Source organism: Ralstonia sp. OTU4908 (assembly GCF_038440115.1).
Classification (GTDB): Bacteria; Pseudomonadota; Gammaproteobacteria; order Burkholderiales; family Burkholderiaceae; genus Ralstonia; species Ralstonia pickettii.
The window spans coordinates 1-19339 of record NZ_JASATD010000038.1; the positions used below are offsets into that span (position 1 = coordinate 1).

Annotated in this window: 13 protein-coding genes; 11 read left to right on the plus strand and 2 right to left on the minus strand. The window is 66.5% G+C overall.

Going from position 1 to position 19339, the window contains the following annotated elements:
* Window positions 1–111 precede the first annotated feature (111 nt).
* The 8 genes from glgX (at window position 112) to AAHM38_RS21505 (ending at window position 14254) form a co-directional block, all read left to right on the plus strand.
* Complete coding sequence (glgX, locus tag AAHM38_RS21470; protein WP_116576670.1) at window positions 112–2412, plus strand: glycogen debranching protein GlgX; 2301 nt, start codon at window positions 112–114, stop codon at window positions 2410–2412.
* The gene (gene treZ, locus AAHM38_RS21475; protein WP_103519274.1) at window positions 2409–4250 is read left to right on the plus strand and encodes a malto-oligosyltrehalose trehalohydrolase; all 1842 of its coding nucleotides are present in this window, start codon (window positions 2409–2411) and stop codon (window positions 4248–4250) included. Before glgX ends, treZ begins: the two co-directional genes overlap by 4 nt.
* A 52-nt stretch (window positions 4251–4302) precedes the next feature.
* A complete protein-coding gene (gene malQ, locus AAHM38_RS21480; protein WP_116576671.1) occupies window positions 4303–6585 on the plus strand; it encodes a 4-alpha-glucanotransferase in 2283 nt (760 codons plus the stop codon).
* A complete protein-coding gene (gene treY, locus AAHM38_RS21485; protein WP_116576672.1) occupies window positions 6582–9404 on the plus strand; it encodes a malto-oligosyltrehalose synthase in 2823 nt (940 codons plus the stop codon). Before malQ ends, treY begins: the two co-directional genes overlap by 4 nt.
* Window positions 9405–9539: 135 nt before the next feature.
* Entirely contained in the window at window positions 9540–10787 is a 1248-nt protein-coding gene (locus tag AAHM38_RS21490) for an MFS transporter (RefSeq protein ID WP_009240351.1), read from the plus strand.
* Between the two features lie 54 nt (window positions 10788–10841).
* Window positions 10842–11762 (plus strand): amidohydrolase family protein, encoded by a 921-nt coding sequence (locus AAHM38_RS21495; protein ID WP_116576673.1) that lies wholly within the window; start codon window positions 10842–10844, stop codon window positions 11760–11762.
* A 119-nt stretch (window positions 11763–11881) separates the two neighbouring features.
* Window positions 11882–12634 (plus strand): class I SAM-dependent methyltransferase, encoded by a 753-nt coding sequence (locus AAHM38_RS21500; RefSeq protein WP_116576674.1) that lies wholly within the window; start codon window positions 11882–11884, stop codon window positions 12632–12634.
* A gap of 234 nt (window positions 12635–12868) precedes the next feature.
* Complete coding sequence (locus AAHM38_RS21505; RefSeq protein ID WP_116576675.1) at window positions 12869–14254, plus strand: sensor histidine kinase; 1386 nt, start codon at window positions 12869–12871, stop codon at window positions 14252–14254.
* A 19-nt stretch (window positions 14255–14273) separates the two neighbouring features.
* On the opposite strand, the gene AAHM38_RS21510 is transcribed toward AAHM38_RS21505, so the two are convergent.
* A complete protein-coding gene (locus AAHM38_RS21510) occupies window positions 14274–14780 on the minus strand; it encodes an acyl-CoA thioesterase (RefSeq protein WP_116576676.1) in 507 nt (168 codons plus the stop codon).
* 132 nt (window positions 14781–14912) lie between these two features.
* Window positions 14913–16562, minus strand: a complete 1650-nt coding sequence (locus AAHM38_RS21515) for a GGDEF domain-containing protein (protein ID WP_116576708.1) — start codon at window positions 16560–16562, stop codon at window positions 14913–14915.
* A gap of 315 nt (window positions 16563–16877) precedes the next feature.
* On the opposite strand from AAHM38_RS21515, the gene AAHM38_RS21520 reads away from it, so the two are divergent.
* Genes AAHM38_RS21520 through AAHM38_RS21530 form a run of 3 tightly spaced genes read left to right on the plus strand, consistent with a single transcriptional unit; the run spans window position 16878 to window position 19299 of the window.
* Window positions 16878–17765, plus strand: coding sequence for an ABC transporter substrate-binding protein (locus tag AAHM38_RS21520; RefSeq protein ID WP_116576677.1), 888 nt, complete (start codon window positions 16878–16880; stop codon window positions 17763–17765).
* Window positions 17766–17818: 53 nt separating this feature from the next.
* On the plus strand, window positions 17819–18529 hold the full coding sequence (locus AAHM38_RS21525) for an amino acid ABC transporter permease (protein ID WP_116576709.1): 711 nt from the start codon (window positions 17819–17821) through the stop codon (window positions 18527–18529).
* A 2-nt stretch (window positions 18530–18531) separates the two neighbouring features.
* A complete protein-coding gene (locus AAHM38_RS21530) occupies window positions 18532–19299 on the plus strand; it encodes an amino acid ABC transporter permease (protein ID WP_116576678.1) in 768 nt (255 codons plus the stop codon).
* The last annotated feature ends 40 nt before the right edge of the window (window positions 19300–19339 follow it).

A 19339-nucleotide genomic window follows, 5' to 3' on the forward strand; every position in this document is an offset into this window, starting at 1 on the left:
TTTCTTTGCTTACTTTCTTTGGCAAGACAAAGAAAAGTGAGTCGTGCCCGGCAGGGTACGAAACAGGGATGCACCACCAAGCCAAAAAGACGCACAACGAAACAGCCTCTAATGCTCCGCTTCCCCAAAACACTCTCCCCCGGCAAACCCTTCCCCCTAGGCGCCCAATGGGACGGCCTGGGCATCAACTTCGCCGTCTTCTCAGCCAACGCTAGCAAGATCGAACTCTGCATCTTCGATCCCACCGGCCGCAAGGAACTGACCCGCTTCGCCCTGCCCGAATGCACCGACGAGGTCTGGCATGGCTACCTGCCCGGCGTGGAAGCCGGCCTCGTCTACGGCTACCGCGCCTACGGACCTTGGGAGCCGCAGCACGGCCATCGCTTCAACCCGCACAAGCTGCTGCTCGACCCCTACGCGCGCCGGCTGGTGGGCTCGCTGCGCTGGTCCGACGCACTGTTCGGCTATCGGCTCAACTCCAACCGCGGCGATCTTTCATTCGACCGCCGCGACAGCGCGCCGGCCATGCCCAAGGCCATCGTCACCGACGAGTCGTTCAACTGGGGCAACGACGTCCGCCCCAACACGCCGTGGTCTCGCACCGTGATCTACGAAGGGCACGTTCGCGGGATGTCGATGCTGCGCGAAGACCTGCTGCCGCCTGAACGCGGCACGTTCAGCGCGCTCGGCGACAGCGTCTTCATCGACCGCCTGCAGCGGTTGGGCATCACCGCCATCGAGCTGCTGCCCATTCACGCCTTCCTGCAAGACCAGTTTCTGGTGGAGCGCGGCTTGCGCAACTATTGGGGCTACAACACGCTGTGCTTCTTCGCGCCAGAGCCGTCTTACCTCTCGGCACCATCGCTGCATGAGCTGAAAGTGGCGATCCGCCGGCTGCATGCGGCGGGCATCGAAGTGTTGCTCGACGTGGTCTACAACCACACGTGCGAAGGCAGCGAGCTGGGACCGACGCTGTCGTTTCGGGGCCTGGACAACGCGAGCTACTACCGCCTCGTGCCGGGCCAGGAGCGTTACTACATCAACGATACGGGCTGCGGCAACACGCTGAACCTGTCTCACCCGCGCGTGCTGCAGATGGTGATGGACTCTCTGCGCTACTGGGTCAACGCGTTCCACGTGGACGGCTTCCGCTTCGACCTGGGCGTCACGCTCGGGCGCGAGGGCAATGGCTTCGATCAGGGCTCGGGCTTCTTCGATGCCATCCGCCAGGACCCCGTGCTTTCCACCGTCAAGCTGATCTCCGAACCGTGGGACGTGGGCCCGGACGGCTACCAGGTCGGCAACCACCCGCCGGGCTTTGCGGAATGGAACGACCGCTTTCGCGATGGCATCCGCCGCTTCTGGCGCGGTGACTCGGGCCAGCGGCCCGACCTTGCCGCACGCCTGACCGGCAGTGGCGACTTGTTCGACCGCCGCCACCGCAGGCCTTGGGCGTCGGTCAATTACGTCGCCTCGCACGACGGTTTCACGCTGCACGACCTCGTCAGTTATGCCGACAAGCACAACGATGCCAACGGCGAAGACAACCGCGACGGCCACAACGACAACTGCAGCGCCAACTGGGGCGCCGAGGGCCCGACCGATGACCCCGCCATCCAAGCCCTGCGCGAACGCGTGAAACGTGCGCTGCTGGCCACGGTGTTCTTTTCCAATGGCACGCCGATGCTGTTGGCGGGCGACGAATTCGGCCGCACGCAAAACGGCAACAACAACGCCTATTGCCAGGACAACGCCCTGTCCTGGCTCGATTGGTCATTGCTGGAAAAAGACCCGGGGCAGGCGCTCGCCCGCTATACGGCGCGGCTGATCGCACTGCGCAAGGCCAGCCCTGCGCTGCGCTGGCCGCATTACGTGCACGGCAACACCGAGATCCTGCCGGGCGTGCCGGACATCGCCTGGTTTGACGAGCGCGGCCAGGTGCTTTCGCCCGACGCGTGGAACGACAGCGAGGCACGGGCGTTGGCGTTGCGCCGCGCCTGCGTCGAGACCATCGACGCGGAGGCGCGCCCGCACGTGGCGTTGTTGCTCATCAACGGTGCCGCGACAGACCTGACGTTCACGCTGCCCGAGCCTGCCATGGACTGGCTACTCGCCATCGACAGCGCAGCGCCGGAGCAAGACGCTCGGCCGCACAGCGGCAGCACCCTGGACGTGGCGGGGCGCAGCGTAGTGCTGCTGCTCGCCACGCAGCTGGCCACGATCGCCCAGATTGCTGGGCAGCCGGATGCAGACGCCAGCGGCGAAACCCTCGGGCGGGTGTCCGACACACAGAACGCGGCACAGGGCGCACCGCAGAACACCCCGCCCGAACAACCTGCGACCGACGACGAGCGCACCGCCCCCACCGCCGACCAGGCAGCGAGCGACGACAATGGAGACGCCACGCGATGACCGCACCTGCCCCCCGGTTTGCCCACGACATGCCGTTCGGTGCCACCGTCCTGGCGGACGGCAACACCCGCTTCCGTTTGTGGGCCCCCGACGCGACCGCCGCCTGGATCGACTTCGACGACGTGCGCGGCGACGAGGCCATCCGCATGGACCCGGAACCCGACGGCTGGTATGCCGCCGTGGCACCCGTGGGTGCCGGAACATGCTACCGGTACCGTCTCACCAATCAGGACGGCGTGACACTGTCGGTGCCTGACCCCGCGGCCCGCGCGCAGTGGCAGGACATAGCGGGCCCAAGCCTCGTCGTCGATCCGCAGCGCTACCGGTGGCAGCACGCCGACTGGCAGGGCCGGCCCTGGCACGAGACGGTGCTGTACGAACTGCACGTCGGCGCGCTGGGCGGTTTCAAAGGTGTGCGCGGCCGGCTGCCGGAACTGGCGCGGCTGGGCATCACGGCCATCGAGTTGATGCCGGTGGCGGAATTTCCGGGTGCGCGCAACTGGGGCTATGACGGCGTACTGCCCTTTGCGCCCGACGCCAGCTACGGCACGCCGGACGACCTCAAGGCCTTGATCGACACCGCGCACGGGCTCGGCATGATGGTGTTTCTCGATGTGGTCTACAACCACTTCGGGCCGGATGGCAATTACCTGCACCACTACGCGCGCAGCTTCTTCCGCGACGATGTGCATACGCCCTGGGGCGCCGCCATCGATTTCCGCAAGCCGCAGGTGCGCGAGTTCTTCATCCAGAACGCGCTGATGTGGCTGATGGAATATCGCTTTGACGGCCTGCGGCTCGACGCCGTGCACGCCATCACCGAGCGCGACTGGCTGGGCGAACTCGCCGCCCGCGTGCGACTGTCCGCCGAGCCTGGCCGGCATGTGCATCTGGTGCTGGAGAACGAGCACAACGCCGCATCGCTGCTGCGTGATGGCGACACCCACGGCGACTTCGACGCGCAGTGGAACGACGACGGCCACAACGTGCTCCACGTGTTGCTGACCGGCGAGCGCGAAGCCTATTACGCCGCCTACGCCGAAGCACCGGCGCAGCGCCTTGCGCGCGTGCTGCAAGACGGCTTCTGCTACCAGGGCGAGCCATCCCCGATCCATGAGAATGCCCCGCGCGGCGAACCGAGCGCGCACTTGCCGCCCACCGCGTTCGTGCTGTTCCTGCAGAACCACGACCAGATCGGCAACCGCGCCTTTGGTGAACGGCTGACGCAGCTCGCCCATCCCGATGCGTTGTACGCCGCGCAGGTGCTGTTGCTGCTGAGCCCGCAGATTCCGATGCTGTTCATGGGTGAGGAATGGGGCAGCACCTGCCCGTTCCAATACTTCACCAGCCATCACGGCATGCTGGCCGAAGCCGTGCGGGAAGGCCGGCGCAGGGAGTTCGCCAAGTTCGAGGCATTTGCCGACCCGCACCAGCGCGAGCGCATTCCCGATCCCAACGACGAGTTGACGTTCCTTGCCTCGTCCCCCGGCGAGGCCAACCTGGCCGATCCCGCACAGCTGAACACGCTGAACCGCATGCACCGCCTGCTGGCGCTGCGCCACGCAGAGATCATCCCGCGCCTGCCCCGCGCCCGCGCGCTCGATGCGGTGGCACTGGGCCATGCCGGCGCCCTTGCCCGCTGGCGTATGGGCGACGGCAGCGTGCTCACGCTGATGGTGAATCTGTCCGATCAAGCCGTGGCGGTGCCTACGGTGCTGGCGGGCAGCCCTGCAGATCTGCTGCATGAATCGCGCGAGGGCGCCGCCGCCGCGCTCATCGCGCATCGCCTGCCGGAGCGCACGTGCGTGGCATTGCTGCACACGCCCTCGCCCGCCTGACTCCACCCCCTGACAAGCGCAACGCGCCAACGTATCAACGCCCCCGCACACCATGGATCGCACGACCAACTCATCCGGCACGCAACGCACCCCGCTCCAGCAACTGGCCACCGAGGCCGGCCTGCTGGTGGACTGGGAAGACGCTGCGAGCCGGCCCATGCACGTGGCCGACGACGTGCTGCGGGCCGTGCTGCACAGCCTGGGGCTGCCTGCCGGCACGCCGGCCCAGGTGTCGGAAAGCCAGGCGCGCCTGCGCGCAGAAGCCGAAGAGGTGGCGATACCGCCGCTCGTGACAGGCGTGGTCGGACAGCCGATCGTGCTGCAGACTTCGGCGCCACAGGCGGCATTGCTGGACGGACAAACCTATCGCGTCGATCTGGAGTCCGGCGGCAGCACTGAGGGCAAAGTCAGCGCCAGCGCAAGCGAGCACCACGCAACGCTGCGCCTGGGGCCTGTGACTGCCGTGGGCTATCACCGCCTGACCATTGACGCCGGGCCGGGCACCGTGATCCAGGCCACGCTCGCCATTGCCCCGGCACGTTGCTACGGCGTGGCCGATGCATTACGCCAGCACAAGCGTCAGACCGACACCCGAGTGTGGGGTACCTCCGCACAACTCTATGGCCTGCGATGCGGGGCTGAACGCGCCGCCAGCAGCGCAGGGCTCGGCGACTACACCGCTGCGGGCGCACTGGCACAGCAGCTCGCGCGGCACGGTGCAGATGCGCTGGCGCTCAGCCCCGTGCATGCCATGTTCACGGCCGACGCGCGTCGCTACTCGCCGTACTCGCCATCGAGCCGCCTGTTCATGAACGCGTGGATGATCGACCCCACCGCCCTTTTCGGAGAGGAAGCCGTCCGGCAAGCCGTGGTCGACTGCAACCTTGTCGCAGACTATGCACGCCTGGAAGCCGCTCCGCTCATCGACTGGCCCGCCAGCGGCAACGCCCGTATGACGGTGCTGCGCGCGTTGCATCACCGTTTGCTGCAGGCGCCGCTTGGAGACACCACCGCCCAGATGCTGCTGGACGATTTTCGTGCGTATTGCATCGACGGGGGCGTCAGCCTGCGCGACCACGCGCACTTTGAGGCGCTGAACGCGCATCTGGGCCCCGCGCACTGGAAGCAATGGCCGGAGCAATATCAGGATCCGAGCTACCTTGGCGTGCAGGCCTTCGCGCGCGAGCATGAGGATGCGGTGAATTTCCACCTCTTCCTGCAATGGGCTGCTACTCGCCAATGGGCCCTCGTGCAGCGCACCGCGGAAAGCGCCGGCATGGCCATCGGCCTGATTGCCGACCTGGCTGTGGGCACCGACAGCGCGGGCAGCCACGCGTGGGCCCGGCAGCGGGACTTGCTGATCGGCGTCACCATAGGCGCGCCGCCCGACCTGTTCAACGCGCAGGGCCAGGATTGGGGGCTCACCACCTTCAGCCCGCGGGCCATGCGAACGCAGGGCTTTTCCGCGTTCATCGAAATGCTGCGTGCGGTCATGGCGGTGCCCGGCGGCGTGCGGATCGACCACGTGCTCGGACTCATGCGACTGTGGGTCATTCCGGATGGCGCACAGCCGCTAGACGGCGTGTACCTGCGCTACCCGATGCACGATCTGCTGCGGCTGGTCGCGCTGGAATCGTGGCGCAACCGCTGCATCGTCATCGGCGAGGATCTCGGCACCGTGCCGGCGGGCCTGCGTGAGACGCTGGCCGAAGACGGGCTGCTCGGCATGCGCATTCTCTGGTTTGAACGCGAATACACGCGCGACGATGCGCCCTTCAAGGCCCCTCACACGTGGGCGCCGGCCTCCGTTGCGATGACCAGCACGCACGATCTGCCCACGCTCGCCGGCTGGTGGATCGGCAACGATCTGCGCTGGCAAGTGCAGCTCGGGCTGTTGCCGCCCGGCATGAACGAGACCGAGGCGTACGCGCGCCGCATGGACGACCGCGCCGCGCTCGTCGCTGCCTTTGCCGAGCACAACCGGCTGGTGCTGGCCGATGGCGGCGTGCCGATGATCGGCGTGGCGCCTCTGCAGGCTGCGCTGGAACAGGCGCGCGCCGCCAACGCAGCGCAAGCCGAAGTCATCCTGCAAGCAAGCGCACAGGACTTTGCGACGGCAGCCACGGTGTTCACGGGCGCCGCCCACACGCCGCTTGCTCTGGTGCCGCTGGAAGACTTGCTGGGGCTTGTAGAGCAGCCGAACCTGCCGAGCACGATCGACACACATCCAAACTGGCGTCGCCGCCTCCTGGCGCCCGCCCCGACGCTGCTCGACGCGCCCACGGTTCAGGCGCGCCTGTCAGCGCTGGCCAACGCGCGCATCAGCCTGTCATGAGCGAACCTACCACGCCACTCGCCCCCATCGCCCTCCAGCGGGTGCCCCGCGCCACGGTGCGGCTGCAACTGCACCGCGACTTTACGTTCGACCATGTGCGCGCGCTGCTGGACGACTTTGCAGCGCTCGGCATCTCGCACCTCTACACGTCGCCCATCACCACGGCGCAGCCGGGTTCCACGCATGGCTATGACGTTGTCGACCCGACACGCGTGAACCCGGAGCTGGGCGGCGAACCCGCCCTCGAACGTTTGGTTGAGGCACTGCATGCGCGCGGCATGGGGCTCGTTGTCGATATCGTGCCCAACCATATGGGTGTGGGTGGTGCACACAACACGTGGTGGCTGGACGTGCTCGAATCCGGCCCTGAAAGCGCTTACGCCAACTTTTTCGATATCGACTGGCAGCCGTCGCACCCCGGGCTGCGCAACAAGGTGCTCGCACCGTTCCTCGGCGAAAACTACGCCGACGCACTGGCCGCGGGCCGACTGCAATTGGCCTACGACGAAGCGGCCGCGCGGCTGGCCATTGCGTACTACGATCACCGGTTCCCGATTGCGCTGGCCGACTACCCCGCGTTGCTGCGCACCGGCAACACGGACACCGCCACGCATGCGGTTGCCGACCGCTTTGCCGGGCTCGGCACCATCCGCTCGGTGCGCACGCGCCGCGAACGTGCAGACGAAGCACGCGATGCACTGCGCAACCTCGCCACCACCGAAGCAGGCGCCGCACACATCGCCGAAGCCGTGCGCACGCTCAACGCGCAACACGATGAGCTTGATGCGCTGATGGCGCGCCAGCATTGGCGCCTTGCCCACTGGCGCACCGCCAATGACGAGACCAACTGGCGCCGCTTCTTCGATATCGGCTCGCTGGCCGGCTTGCGCATGGAGCGCGCCGAGGTATTCGAAGCGACGCACGCGCTGCTGTTCCGGCTCTATCGCCTGGGGTGGATTGACGGCGTGCGCATCGACCACGTTGATGGCCTGGCCGATCCGGCCGCCTACTGCCGCCAACTGCGCCGCCGCCTGCAAGCCGAACACGCGGCACGCCCCGCCGACCGGCTCACGAATCACCCGTGGATTGTTGTCGAGAAGATCCTCGCCCACGATGAAGCGATGCGCACCGACTGGGGCGTCGACGGCACCAGCGGCTACGACTTCATGAACCAGGTGGGCGCGCTGTTGCACGACGCGCATGGCGAGACGGCGCTCACGCAGGGGTGGCTGGAATGGATCGGCGCGCCGGCGGCCGAAGCGCCGTTTTCGGCCACCGCCGTAGCGGCACGCCGTCAGATCCTGCATGCGCACTTTGCGGCAGAACTCGATGCAGCCGCGTCGGCGTTGCATGCGGTGGCACAGCAGGAGCGCAGCAGCCACGACGTGACGTGGCACGCCATCCGGCGCGCGCTGGCCGAGGTGATCGTCCACTTTCCGGTGTATCGCACCTATGCGAGCACGCAGCAACGCGATGCCCAGGACACGGCCATCCTGCAATCCGCGATGTCGGGCGCGGCTACCTGCCTGCGACGCATCGACCAACCTGTGCTCGGCTGGCTCGACACCTGGCTGGGTGGGCAACCCGCCGGCCAGGACAAGCTGCGCCAGCTCGCATTGCGGCGGTGCCAGCAGTTGTCGTCGCCGGTGGCGGCCAAGGCGGTGGAAGACACGGCGTGCTACCGCTACGGGCGGCTGCTGTCGCGCAACGAGGTCGGCGCGGATCCGGGCGAGTTCTCGATGAGCGCCAACGCGTTCCATCACGCCATGCAGAAGCGCGCCCTCACATGGCCGCACGCCATGCTGACGACCGCCACGCACGACCACAAGCGCGGTGAAGACGTACGCGCGCGGTTGGCAGTGCTGTCGGAGCGACCCGCGCAATGGCTGGCCGCCGCACATCAGTGGCGTACGGAGCATGCTGCGTGGGTCCGTCATCTGCCGACCGGCCCTGCGCCCTCGCCCGCTGCGCAGTGGATGCTGTATCAAACGCTGGTGGGCATCTGGCCGGCGGGCCTCGACTGGCATGACACCGATGCCGTGCGCGAGCTGGCCGAGCGCGTCGCGCAGTGGCAGGAAAAGGCGCAACGCGAAGCCAAGCTGCGCACCGACTGGTTCGCACCCGATGCAGAGTACGAAGCCGCCAGCCGCGATTTTGTCTTGACGCTGCTGACGGGTGAGGCCGCCCAGACGTTCCTGCCGTCCCTCTCGGCTTTCGTGCAAAGCGTGGCCCCGGCCGCGGCCATCAACGGCCTCGCCCAGACCTTGCTGCGCACCACACTGCCCGGCGTGCCCGACCTCTATCAGGGCGCCGATTTCTGGGACACCAGCCTCGTCGATCCCGACAACCGTCGGCCTGTCGACTATGCCGCACGGCACCGAGCACTGCGTGCATTGCACACGCATGCAGACAACAGCCTGGCGCCGCTGCTTGCGCATTGGACCGACGGCCGCATCAAGCAAGCCATGCTGGCACGTGCGCTGGCCCTCCGGGCGGCACTGCCAGCGGTATTCGAATCGGGCGACTACCAGCCGCTGGTCGTAACCGGCAGCGGCGCGCAGCACGTGCTCGCGTTTGCGCGTACGCATGGCGCCGAGGCGATCGTCGTGATCGTGCCCTTGCACGCCTCCGCCCTGCTTGGCCATACCGCCACACCAGCGTTTGCGACGGGCGTATGGCGAGACACCACGGTTTGCCTGCCGTCCGCGCTCTCGCAGATTCCCCTGCATAGTGCGTTCGACGGCCAGGCACTCCGGAGTCCCCGCCTTGCGCTGGGCCAGGTGCTGGCGCATCTGCCTGTCGCCCTGCTGCATACCTGATCCCCGCTTCACCCCTCCGCACGGGTTAACACCGACTGCATCGCCCTGGGTCTCGCCCTAAAATTCCTCTATTCATATATATGACTAGAGCAATGTGTACGGCACATGTCGCTCACGTCACCCGGAGGAGACGGCATGTTCGGCTGGTTCAAAGAGATTTCGAAAGGGGAAAAGCGCACGTTCTGGGCCTGCTTTGGCGGCTGGGCGCTCGACGCGCTGGACGTGCAGATGTTCAGCCTCGTCATCCCGACCATCATCGCCGCCTGGCACATCGGCAAGGCCGAGGCTGGGCTGGTGTCGGGCGTCACGCTGGTGGCGTCCGCGCTGGGCGGCTGGATTGCTGGCGCATTGACGGACCGCTTCGGCCGCGTGCGCACGCTGCAGATCACGGTACTGTGGTTCTCGCTGGCCACATTCGCGTCAGCCTTCGCGCAGAACTTCGAGCAGTTCCTCGTGCTGAAGGCCATCCAGGGCTTCGGCTTTGGTGGTGAATGGGCGGCGGGCGCCGTGCTGATGGCCGAGAGCATCCGCGCCAGCCATCGCGGCAAGGCCATGGGCACCGTGCAGAGCGCCTGGGCCGTGGGCTGGGGCGCCGCGGTGCTGCTGTATGCGCTCACGTATTCCTTCATTGAACCCGATCTTGCCTGGCGCGTGATGTTTGCTGCGGGCCTGCTGCCGGCGCTGCTCATCATCTACATCCGCCGTGGCGTGAAGGAACCGGTGCCGGCCGCCAAGCCGGACGCGGACGCCAACGCGATGCCGATCTCGCGCTTTCCGCTGCTCGACATCTTCCGCCCGCAGGTGCTGCGCATGACGCTGATCGGCGGCCTGTTGGGGGTGGGCGCGCACGGCGGTTACTACGCACTGATGACGTGGCTGCCGACGTATCTCAAGACAGAGCGGCACCTGTCGGTGCTCGGCACGGGCGGCTACCTGGCGGTGATCATCTTTGCTTTCTGGTGCGGCTGCGTGGCCAGCGCATGGCTGCTGGACGTGCTCGGCCGTCGCGGCAACATCCTGCTGTTCTCGTGCTGCTGCGTGGTCACCGTGCTGGTGTATCTGCTGGTGCCGCTGTCGGATGGCGCGATGCTGGTGCTCGGCTTTCCGCTGGGCTTCTTTGCGGCGGGCATTCCGGCCAGCATGGGCGCGTTGTTCAACGAGCTGTATCCGCAGGGCGTGCGCGGCACGGGCGTGGGCTTTTGCTACAACTTCGGCCGCGTGGTGTCTGCCGCGTTCCCGGTGCTGGTGGGCAAGATGAGCGCATCCATGTCGCTGGGCACGGCCATCGGCATCGACGCGGCCATCGCGTATTCGATCGTCGCAGTGGCGGTGCTGATGCTGCCCGAGACGAAGGGCCGTGACCTCGCTGCCGTCACGGTCTGAACTCCACCACAACATCATGACGACGCACTTGATCCGTCGCCGCCAGGAGACCCCATGCCCACCCGCCGCGCCTTCAACACCGGACTGCTTGCCATGCTAGGTTCCACCGCCCTTGCCGGCTGCGCCGCCACCGGCAGCAGCGACGTTTCGCGGGGGGGCCCCGCGCGCATCACGGCCATCGACACGCACGCACATGTGTTCGAACGCGGGCTGCAACTGGCCGATGCGCGCCGCTATGCGCCCACGTATGACGCCCCCCTGCCGGCCTATCTGGCGCAGCTCGACGCGCACGGCGTGTCGCACGGTGTGCTGGTGCAGCCGAGCTTCCTGGGCGTCGACAACAGCTACCTGCTGGCTGCGCTCAAACAGGCGCCGCAACGCTTGCGCGGTGTGGCCGTGATCGACCCGACAGCGCCCGAGACCTTGCTCACGCAGATGAACGCCGAGGGCATCGTCGGCATCCGCCTGAACCTGATCGGTGCGGCAGACCCGCAGTTGAAATCGCCCGTCTGGCAGGCCGCGCTGGCACGCCTGCATGCGCTGGGCTGGCATGTGGAACTGCACGTCGAGGCACGCCGCCTGCCTGCGCTGCTGCAGCCGCTGCTGGAAGCACAGGTGAGCGTGGTGGTCGATCACTTCGGCCGCCCCGACCCGGCGCTCGGCGTGGACGACCCCGGCTTTGCCGCATTGCTCGCCGCCGGCCGCTCGCGCCGCGTGTGGGTGAAGATTTCCGGCGCATACCGGAATGGCACCAACGGACGCGGGGAAGCCATCGCCCAGGCCGCCATGCCTCGCCTGAAAGATGCGCTCGGCCTGGACCGCCTGGTCTGGGGCAGCGACTGGCCGCACACGCAGTTCGAATCGCAGATCGACTACGACAAGATGTGGGCCTTCGCCGGCGTGCTGCTGCCCAGCGCAGCAGACCGCAAACAGGTGCTGGTCGACACGCCCGCGCAGCTGTTCCGCTTCGTCTGAAGGCGCCAGCGCCGCACCGCGTCTGCGCGATACCCCGTTTCGCGAATCACGAATTTCGCCGCGCGGGCCGCGCTCCTACACTGGCCGCTCCTCGTCCCCACAAGCCGTAAGGAGCAGCCATGCAGCAGCATCGACTCGTCGACCAGCAATTCGGCCAGGTTGCTCAGGCCTACCTGACCAGCGCCGTGCATGCGCAGGGCGACGATCTCGACGCGCTGGCCGCGCTGGCGCAATCTGCGCCGCACGCCAAGGTGCTCGATCTGGGCAGCGGCGGCGGGCACGTGAGCTTTGCCATGGCGCCGCACGTGGCCGCCATGGTGGCGTATGACCTGTCGGAAGACATGCTGGGCGTGGTGGCCGCCGAAGCCGCGCGCCGCGGCCTCGCGCAATTGCACACGCAAGCTGGCCGCGCTGAAAACCTGCCCTTTGACGATGCCGCGTTCGACATCGTTGCCACGCGTTTTTCTGCCCATCATTGGTACGACGTGCGCAAGGGCCTGTCTGAAGCGCGCCGTGTGCTCAAACCCGGCGGCAAGCTCGTCATCGTGGATATCGTCGCGCCGGAGGTGCCGCTGCTCGACACGCTGCTGCAGACCACCGAGGTGCTGCGCGATGTGTCGCACGTACGCGACTACCGTGTGTCCGAATGGCAAGCCATGCTGGCCGAGGCCGGTTTCCAGCCCGGCCCGCCCCGCACCTGGAAGCTGACGATGGCCTTTGACAGCTGGATCGCCCGCATCCGCACCCCGCAGGTCCGGGCGGATGCCATCCGCGACCTGTTCGACCGCGCCGCCGACGAAGCGCGCGCGTACTTTGCTGTGTCGCCCGACCATTCGTTTGCGATCGACGCGATGCTGATCGAGGCCACCTGAGCCACCTGAGCGGCATAAGCGACCCGAGAGTCCTCATCCCCCCTCGTCCTTTTTGTCACACCCGTTAGAGGGGGACCGCGATGCGGCGCGGTTTTCGGGGTTTCGTTTAATCCAGAATAAAAAAAATGTGACAACGGAACACGTGTACGAACGCGGCGTTGTCGGTAGCCTTCCGGGTTACCGTCGGCTCCGGTCGGCATTGGCGCGCGGCCACTGCGCCAACTCCCCGATTCCATGTACGCCCTGTTCCCCGCCTTCGTCTCGTCGCTTTTCCTGTTCTACGGCGTCTACGTCGTGACCACGCGCGGCCGCACGCGAGCGAGCCTGGCGTTTCTCGGCATGACAACGCTCACATGCCTGTGGCAGGGCATCTGGGCGTTCCTCTTCCAAACGCAGGACGTCGGCACGGCCCAGGTGCTTGCCAAGCTGGGCTGGATCGCCATCCTGATCATGCCGACCATGCTGTATCACTTTGCGGTGGAGGTGGCCGAAGCCCCGGGCGAGCGGCACTGGCTCCTGGCCGCCTATGCACTGGACGCCGCGCTGATCGCCTTGCTGCTGACCACCAACCTCGTCATCGATGGCGTGCATCAGTTCCACTTCGGTTTCTATCCAAAGGCTGGCCTGCTGGAGGCCGTGCATATCGCCCAGACGACGGCGCTGGTCTCGCGCGGCATGTGGGTGCTCTACCGCGAGCAGCGGCATGCCACCGCAGAAAAGCGCAAACGGTTGCTGACGTGCCTGATCGGTGTGGGGCTGATTTCTCTGGCGGCGGCCGACTACGCGGTCAACTACGGCATTGCGTTCTACCCGCCGGGCGTGCTCCCGCTGGCCGTTGCGCTGGGCATCATCGCCGTGGGTGTGGTCAAGTTCGACCTGATGCGCCCTTACGCGCTGGCCGCCACCGTTGCGCACGAGGTCCGCACGCCGCTGACCACCATCCGTTTGCAAGCCGCCGAAATTGCCCGCGCCTGGCCTGATGTGTACCGCGGCTATCTGCTTGCCATCGACAACGGCCTGTGCCAGCCGCCGCAGCATCCGGCCATGCTCGATCGCCTCTCCAAGCTGGCGGGTGCCATCACGTCGGAAGTCGCGTCCGCGCACAGCGTGATCGAAATGGCATTGGCCTCCGTCACGCTGGAGCGTCTCGACCGCCGCACGTTCGCGGCCCACTCGCTGCGCGAATGCGTGGAGACCGCCGTGGCGCAGTATCCGTTCCAGGCGGGTGAGCGCGAACGCGTGCACGTGCAGACGTTCAACGCCGACTGGCGGTTCGTTGGCTCCGACACGCTGCTCGTGTATGTGCTGTTCAACCTGCTGAAGAACGCCCTGCATGCCATCCAGATCGCGCGCAAGGGGCACATCGAAATCTCCGCCCGCCAGGATGGCGACAGCTACGTGCTCGTGGTGCGCGACAGCGCCACCGGCATTCCGCCCAGCGTGCAGCGCCGCATCTTTGACCCGTTCTTCTCCACCAAGCATGTCGGCAAGGGCTCGGGCGTGGGGTTGACGTTCTGCCGCCGCGTCATGCAGGCATTCGGGGGGCGCATCCAATGTGAATCCGTGGTTGGGGAATACACGCTGTTCTCCATGCGGTTTCCCCAACCGCCTGCTATCTGACGTTTACACCTTTAGAACGTCAGGACGCGTGTGCCAGCTCTGGCAGCGTGTCCAGTTCGTACGCCTTCACACGCATGCGCACGTGCTCCGGCAACCGCTGGATGACGCGCTCGGCGTTGGCGCACACCACCTGCTGATACCCCAGCGACACCAGCCGCCCGCCTGAAACGAACCGGAACACCATGTAGAACGAGCACGGCTGCACCCGGAAGGTGTTCAAGTGGCATTCCACGCGCTGAAACGGGAATGTCTCTTCAACGAATTCCTGATGCGCCAGCTTGGTCACGAAGATCACACGTCCGCTCATGAGCAGCTCAGCGTCAATGCATTCGTGGAACCAGCGCTCGCGCACCACGCCCTGCCACTCGAAATACCGGGCGAAATACGTGTTGGCGTAGGCGTTGGAATCCTTCAGATAGACATCGAAGGCGTACTGGAAGGTCTGCTGCGCAGAAATGGCTTTGGGCAGCTCGGCATTGCGCAGATAGTGGTCGACGACTGTGGCAATGGATTGGCCTGTCGGCATCGCATACTCCAAGAATGGAATTGGCTGCTGGCGGCAGCCGCGCATGCGCGGTGGTCCCGCGCATGTGTCCATTCTTCCGATGCACTTGCCATTGCGTAACAAGGCAATGGCGTAGCCCTACGAACGGGCGGTCTACTCCCCGCCCACGACGCTGCGCAGGCCCGGCGGACTCTGTTGAAAGCGGAACGTATTGCGTCCGCTGCGCTTGGCATCGTAGAGCGCCGCGTCGGCCCACTCGAACACCACGTCCAGGCGTTCGTCGCCCGGTGTGAGTGTGACAGCGCCAGCTGACAACGTGACGTACGGTGCGGCGACGGACGCCGCGTGCGGTTCGGCACGTTCGGCCACCAAGGCCACGGCGCGGGCCACGGCCTGGCGGGCGTCATCGCGGTTCAGATCGAACAGCATGGCGACGAATTCTTCGCCACCCACGCGCGCGATGAAGTCATCGGGGTGACGGCACGCCATGCCCAGCGTGTGGGCCACCATGCGCAGGCATTCGTCGCCTTGCAGGTGGCCGTAGGTGTCGTTGTATTGCTTGAAGCAATCGATGTCGAACAGCGCCAGCGTGACAGGGCGATTCTCCCGGCGGGCATGGTCGAACAGGCGCGGGGCCTGTGTCTCAAAAAAGCGGCGATTGAACAGTTGCGTAAGCGCGTCGCGATTGACATCGTTCTCGAGCACGCTGAGCTTGGCCTGCGTACGCTGCAGCTCGCCGCGCAGTGCGTCCTGGGCGCTGGCCATGCCGGCACGCTGCATCTGCTCGACCGTCACGTCGCGCAACAACAGGAACACGCCCGCGTGGCGTCCGCGCGCGTCGCTCAGGCCTTCGAGCGTGACTTCCAGCGTGCGGCCCGTTTCGGGCAGCCAGACCTGGTGGCGGTTGGGCAGACGCGTCCGTTCGAATTCGCGCAGGATGCCCGCCACGTTCAGCACGGCGGGCGGCATTGCATGCATCTGGGCGCTTGGCAGCAGATAGCGCGCGGCGGCGTTGATGCTGGCAATGGAACCATCGCGGGCCAGCACGATGCAGCCGTCCCGCATGGCTTCGACGATCTTGCCGCGGGCATAAGCGGCGGTGTCGCGCAGGCGCGGCCGCAGGACGACCCAGCCCAGCAGTGCGGTGCTGACCGCAAACGTGGCCGGTGTGAGATCGCCGCCGATCGCCGTCGTCCAGCGTTGCAGATACGCCAGATGCGCCACCAGCGGCAGCAGTTGTCCGATGACAAGCGCCAGCCGCACATGCGTGCGCGACGACACGTAAAGGCCTGAGGCCGCTTCGTCGATGGGGAGCACCAGCAGCACGAGGCTGATGGCGAGCAGCACGTAGTTGTAGGCCGTGCCGATCCAGAAAACCCGCCCGTGATCGAACACGGCGCGCTGCATGCCGTCGATGACGACAAAGCGCGCATCGAGCCATACCAGGTGATGCAGTTCATTGGTGGCGACCAGCCCGATAAACGCAGCGGCCACCAGCAGCGCCAGCACCCAGCCCGCGCGCACCAGCGGCAATGCATTGAGTTCGGGCCGGATGAGGCCAATCACCATGCGCAGCCATGCGGCCGGCACCATCATGATCCCGAGGTACGCGACCTTGGCCCAGCCCACGCGCACGGGCATGTCGAAGGTCACGACCTCCATCAGACGTGCGCCGCTCCACAACGCCGTGCCGAGCGCGAGCAGCATGAAGGCAGCGACCTCCGTGTCGTCACGGCGCGGCCATGACAGGCCGATCAGCGCGATGGAGGCGAGCGCGGCGCAAGCCAGTGCTGCGATCAGCATGATCGGCACGCCGCGCGCGCATGGCAACGCCGGCGAATGACGACGCCAGCCGGTTGGTCCACGTTTATTCCCCGTTCGTTTGTTGTTCTTGCAGTGTATCGGGCACTGTTGTCGGGTGGATGACTGCGCGATGCGCCTCCATGACCCGCCCCTGCTATCGGCAGGAATTGTAAAAACTGAAGGCCCGCGCGGCTTTGCAGCGCATGGCGGCGCCGTTGCGTTCCGGCCGGTGTATATCGATCTGCCAATGAATTCGTTTGCGCGGCGCAGCAATCACCCTACGCTTGAACCCCTAAAAATCATCAGGGGGTTGTCATGCAGGCAAGCGTTTCGGGCGCATTCTCGTTGTCGGGTCTGGCGCTGGCGTTGGCAAAGTCGTCGCGCCAGGCGGTGGGTGTGGTCATCGGGGCGGCACTCGCGGTGGCGGTGCTCCACGCGCCGCAAGCCCACGCCGACAAGCTGGACGACATCAAGAAAGCGGGTGTGCTGCGGGTGGGCGTGTTCGATGCCAATCCGCCGTTCGGTTACGCCGACGCCAAGACCGGTCAACCCGTTGGCTTGGACGTGGACTACGCGCAGGAAATCGCCAACAAGCTGGGCGTCAAGCTGGAACTGCGCGCCACCAACCCGGCCAACCGCGTGCCGCTGCTCACGTCCGGCAAGGTCGATATCGTGGCCGCCAACTTCACCATTACCGACGAGCGAAAAAAGCAGATTGAATTCAGCACGCCGTACTTCGCCAGCGGCCTGCAGTTCATCGCCAAGAAGGGTGTGCTCAAGCAGCCGGACGACTTGAAGAAAGACGGCATCCGCCTGGGCGTGGACAAGGGCACCACGCAGGAAACCACGCTGCGCGAAGGCTATCCCAACGCCCGCGTGATTGCCTATGACGATTCTCCGCTGGCGCTCACCGCACTGCGCACCGGTGCCATCCAGGCATTTGCACAGGATGGCGCCAAGCTAGGCGCGCTGCTTGCCACGCTGCCCAACCGCAGTGAGCTGGAGATCTCGCCTTTCGTGCTCACGCGCGAGTACATGGGCATCGGTGTACCGAAGGGTGAAACCAAGCTGACGGCGACCATCGACCAGATCCTGCAAGGTCTCGAGAAGGACGGCACCGCCGGCCGCATCTATGACCGCTGGTTCGGTCCGAAGAGCGCCGCCCCGCTGCCGCGCGACTTCATCATCGGCAGCACCAAGTGAGCTTGAGCCTGCCAGCCCTCCTCCAACCCCTGCCGCCGCGTTATCTCGGCTGGATGCTGGAGGGCTTCGGGATGACGCTGCTGGTGTCGGCGGCTGCCATCGCGGGCGGGCTGGTCATTGGCCTGCTCCTGACGGCGCTGCGCGCGAGTGCTCAGCCGTGGCTGCACTTACCGGCCCGCGCGCTGGTGGCCTTCCTGCGCAAGACGCCGTTATTGGTCCAATTGTTCTTCTGGTATTTCGGCGCGGCGCAATTGCTGGGCGAAGACGTGGTCGGGGCCATCACCGGCTGGGGCGGCATCGCCGTGGGTGCCTGGCGATTGCCTGCGCCGTCGTTCGAATTTCTGGCGGCGACGTTCGGCATCGCGCTGTACGCCGGCGCGTTCTTCTCGGAAGAGCTGCGCGCCGGCATTCGGGCGGTGCCGCGCGGGCAGCGCGAGGCCGCGCTGTCGCTGGGTTTCACGCCGCGTGCCGCCTTCCTCCGTGTGGTGCTGCCGCAGGCGCTGCGCGTGTCGGCGCTGCCGCTGCTGGGGCAATGTGCCAACACCATCAAGAACACCTCGCTCGCCATGGGTATCGGGCTGGCCGAACTTGCGTATAGCGCGCGGCAGGTGGAAACCGACACGCTGCTCGCCTTCCAGGCCTTTGCCGTGGCAACCGTGCTGTATGCCGGAGTGATTCTGTTGCTGCAATGGGTGGCGCCCCGCGTGCTGCGGCGGCTTGGCTGGACATCGGCATCGACGCTGCCGGACGGAGCCCCCGCGTGACGATGGAAGCTGTACCCCTGCACCTGCGTTACCTGCTGATCGGTCCGTATCCGAATGGCCCGCTGGCCGGCGCGGCGCTCACCTTGTGGATGGCGCTGTGGGCGTGCGTGGTCGCCACGGCAGCGGGCGTCGGTTGTGCGCTGTTGCTGGACAGGCTCGACGCCACGCCGGGCTTGCGCCGGTTGGCGCGCCTGCTGCGCGGGCTGCTGGCCATGCTGCGGGCCATCCCGGTACTCATGCTGATGTTCTGGGCGTACTTTCTGATCCCCATGGCCCTGGGCGTGTCGGTGCCGGAAACCGCCACGGTGGTCGCTGCCCTTGCCGCCGTGGGCGCGGCCTACATCACCCAAAGCATGGAAGCCGGCTTGCGTGCCGTCGGTGCCGGGCAGCGCAATGCGGCACTGGCGCTGGGCATGTCGCCCCCACAGGCGCTGCTGACCGTGGTGCTGCCGCAGGCGTGGCGCATCATGCTGCCGTCACTCGCCAACCAATGGGTATCGACGGTCAAGGACACATCGCTGGCGTATATCGTGGGCGTGGTGGAACTGTCCACCGCCGCCAGCCAGGTCAACAGCCGCACGGTGGCCTACCCGGCCGAGGTGTTCGGCGCGGTGGCCGTGCTGTATTTCCTGCTGTGCACCGGCATCGAGGCCTTGCCCAATTGGTTGCGTACAGGCCCCCGCACGCCTGCGGCGCAACCGGCCCCCATGTCGACCTGGCAACGCTTTTTGCGCTGGCGCGAACGCCCTGTTTCTGATGCCGTGACTTAGGTCACATCGCTATCGTGGGTTCACAAAACGTCGGTATCAT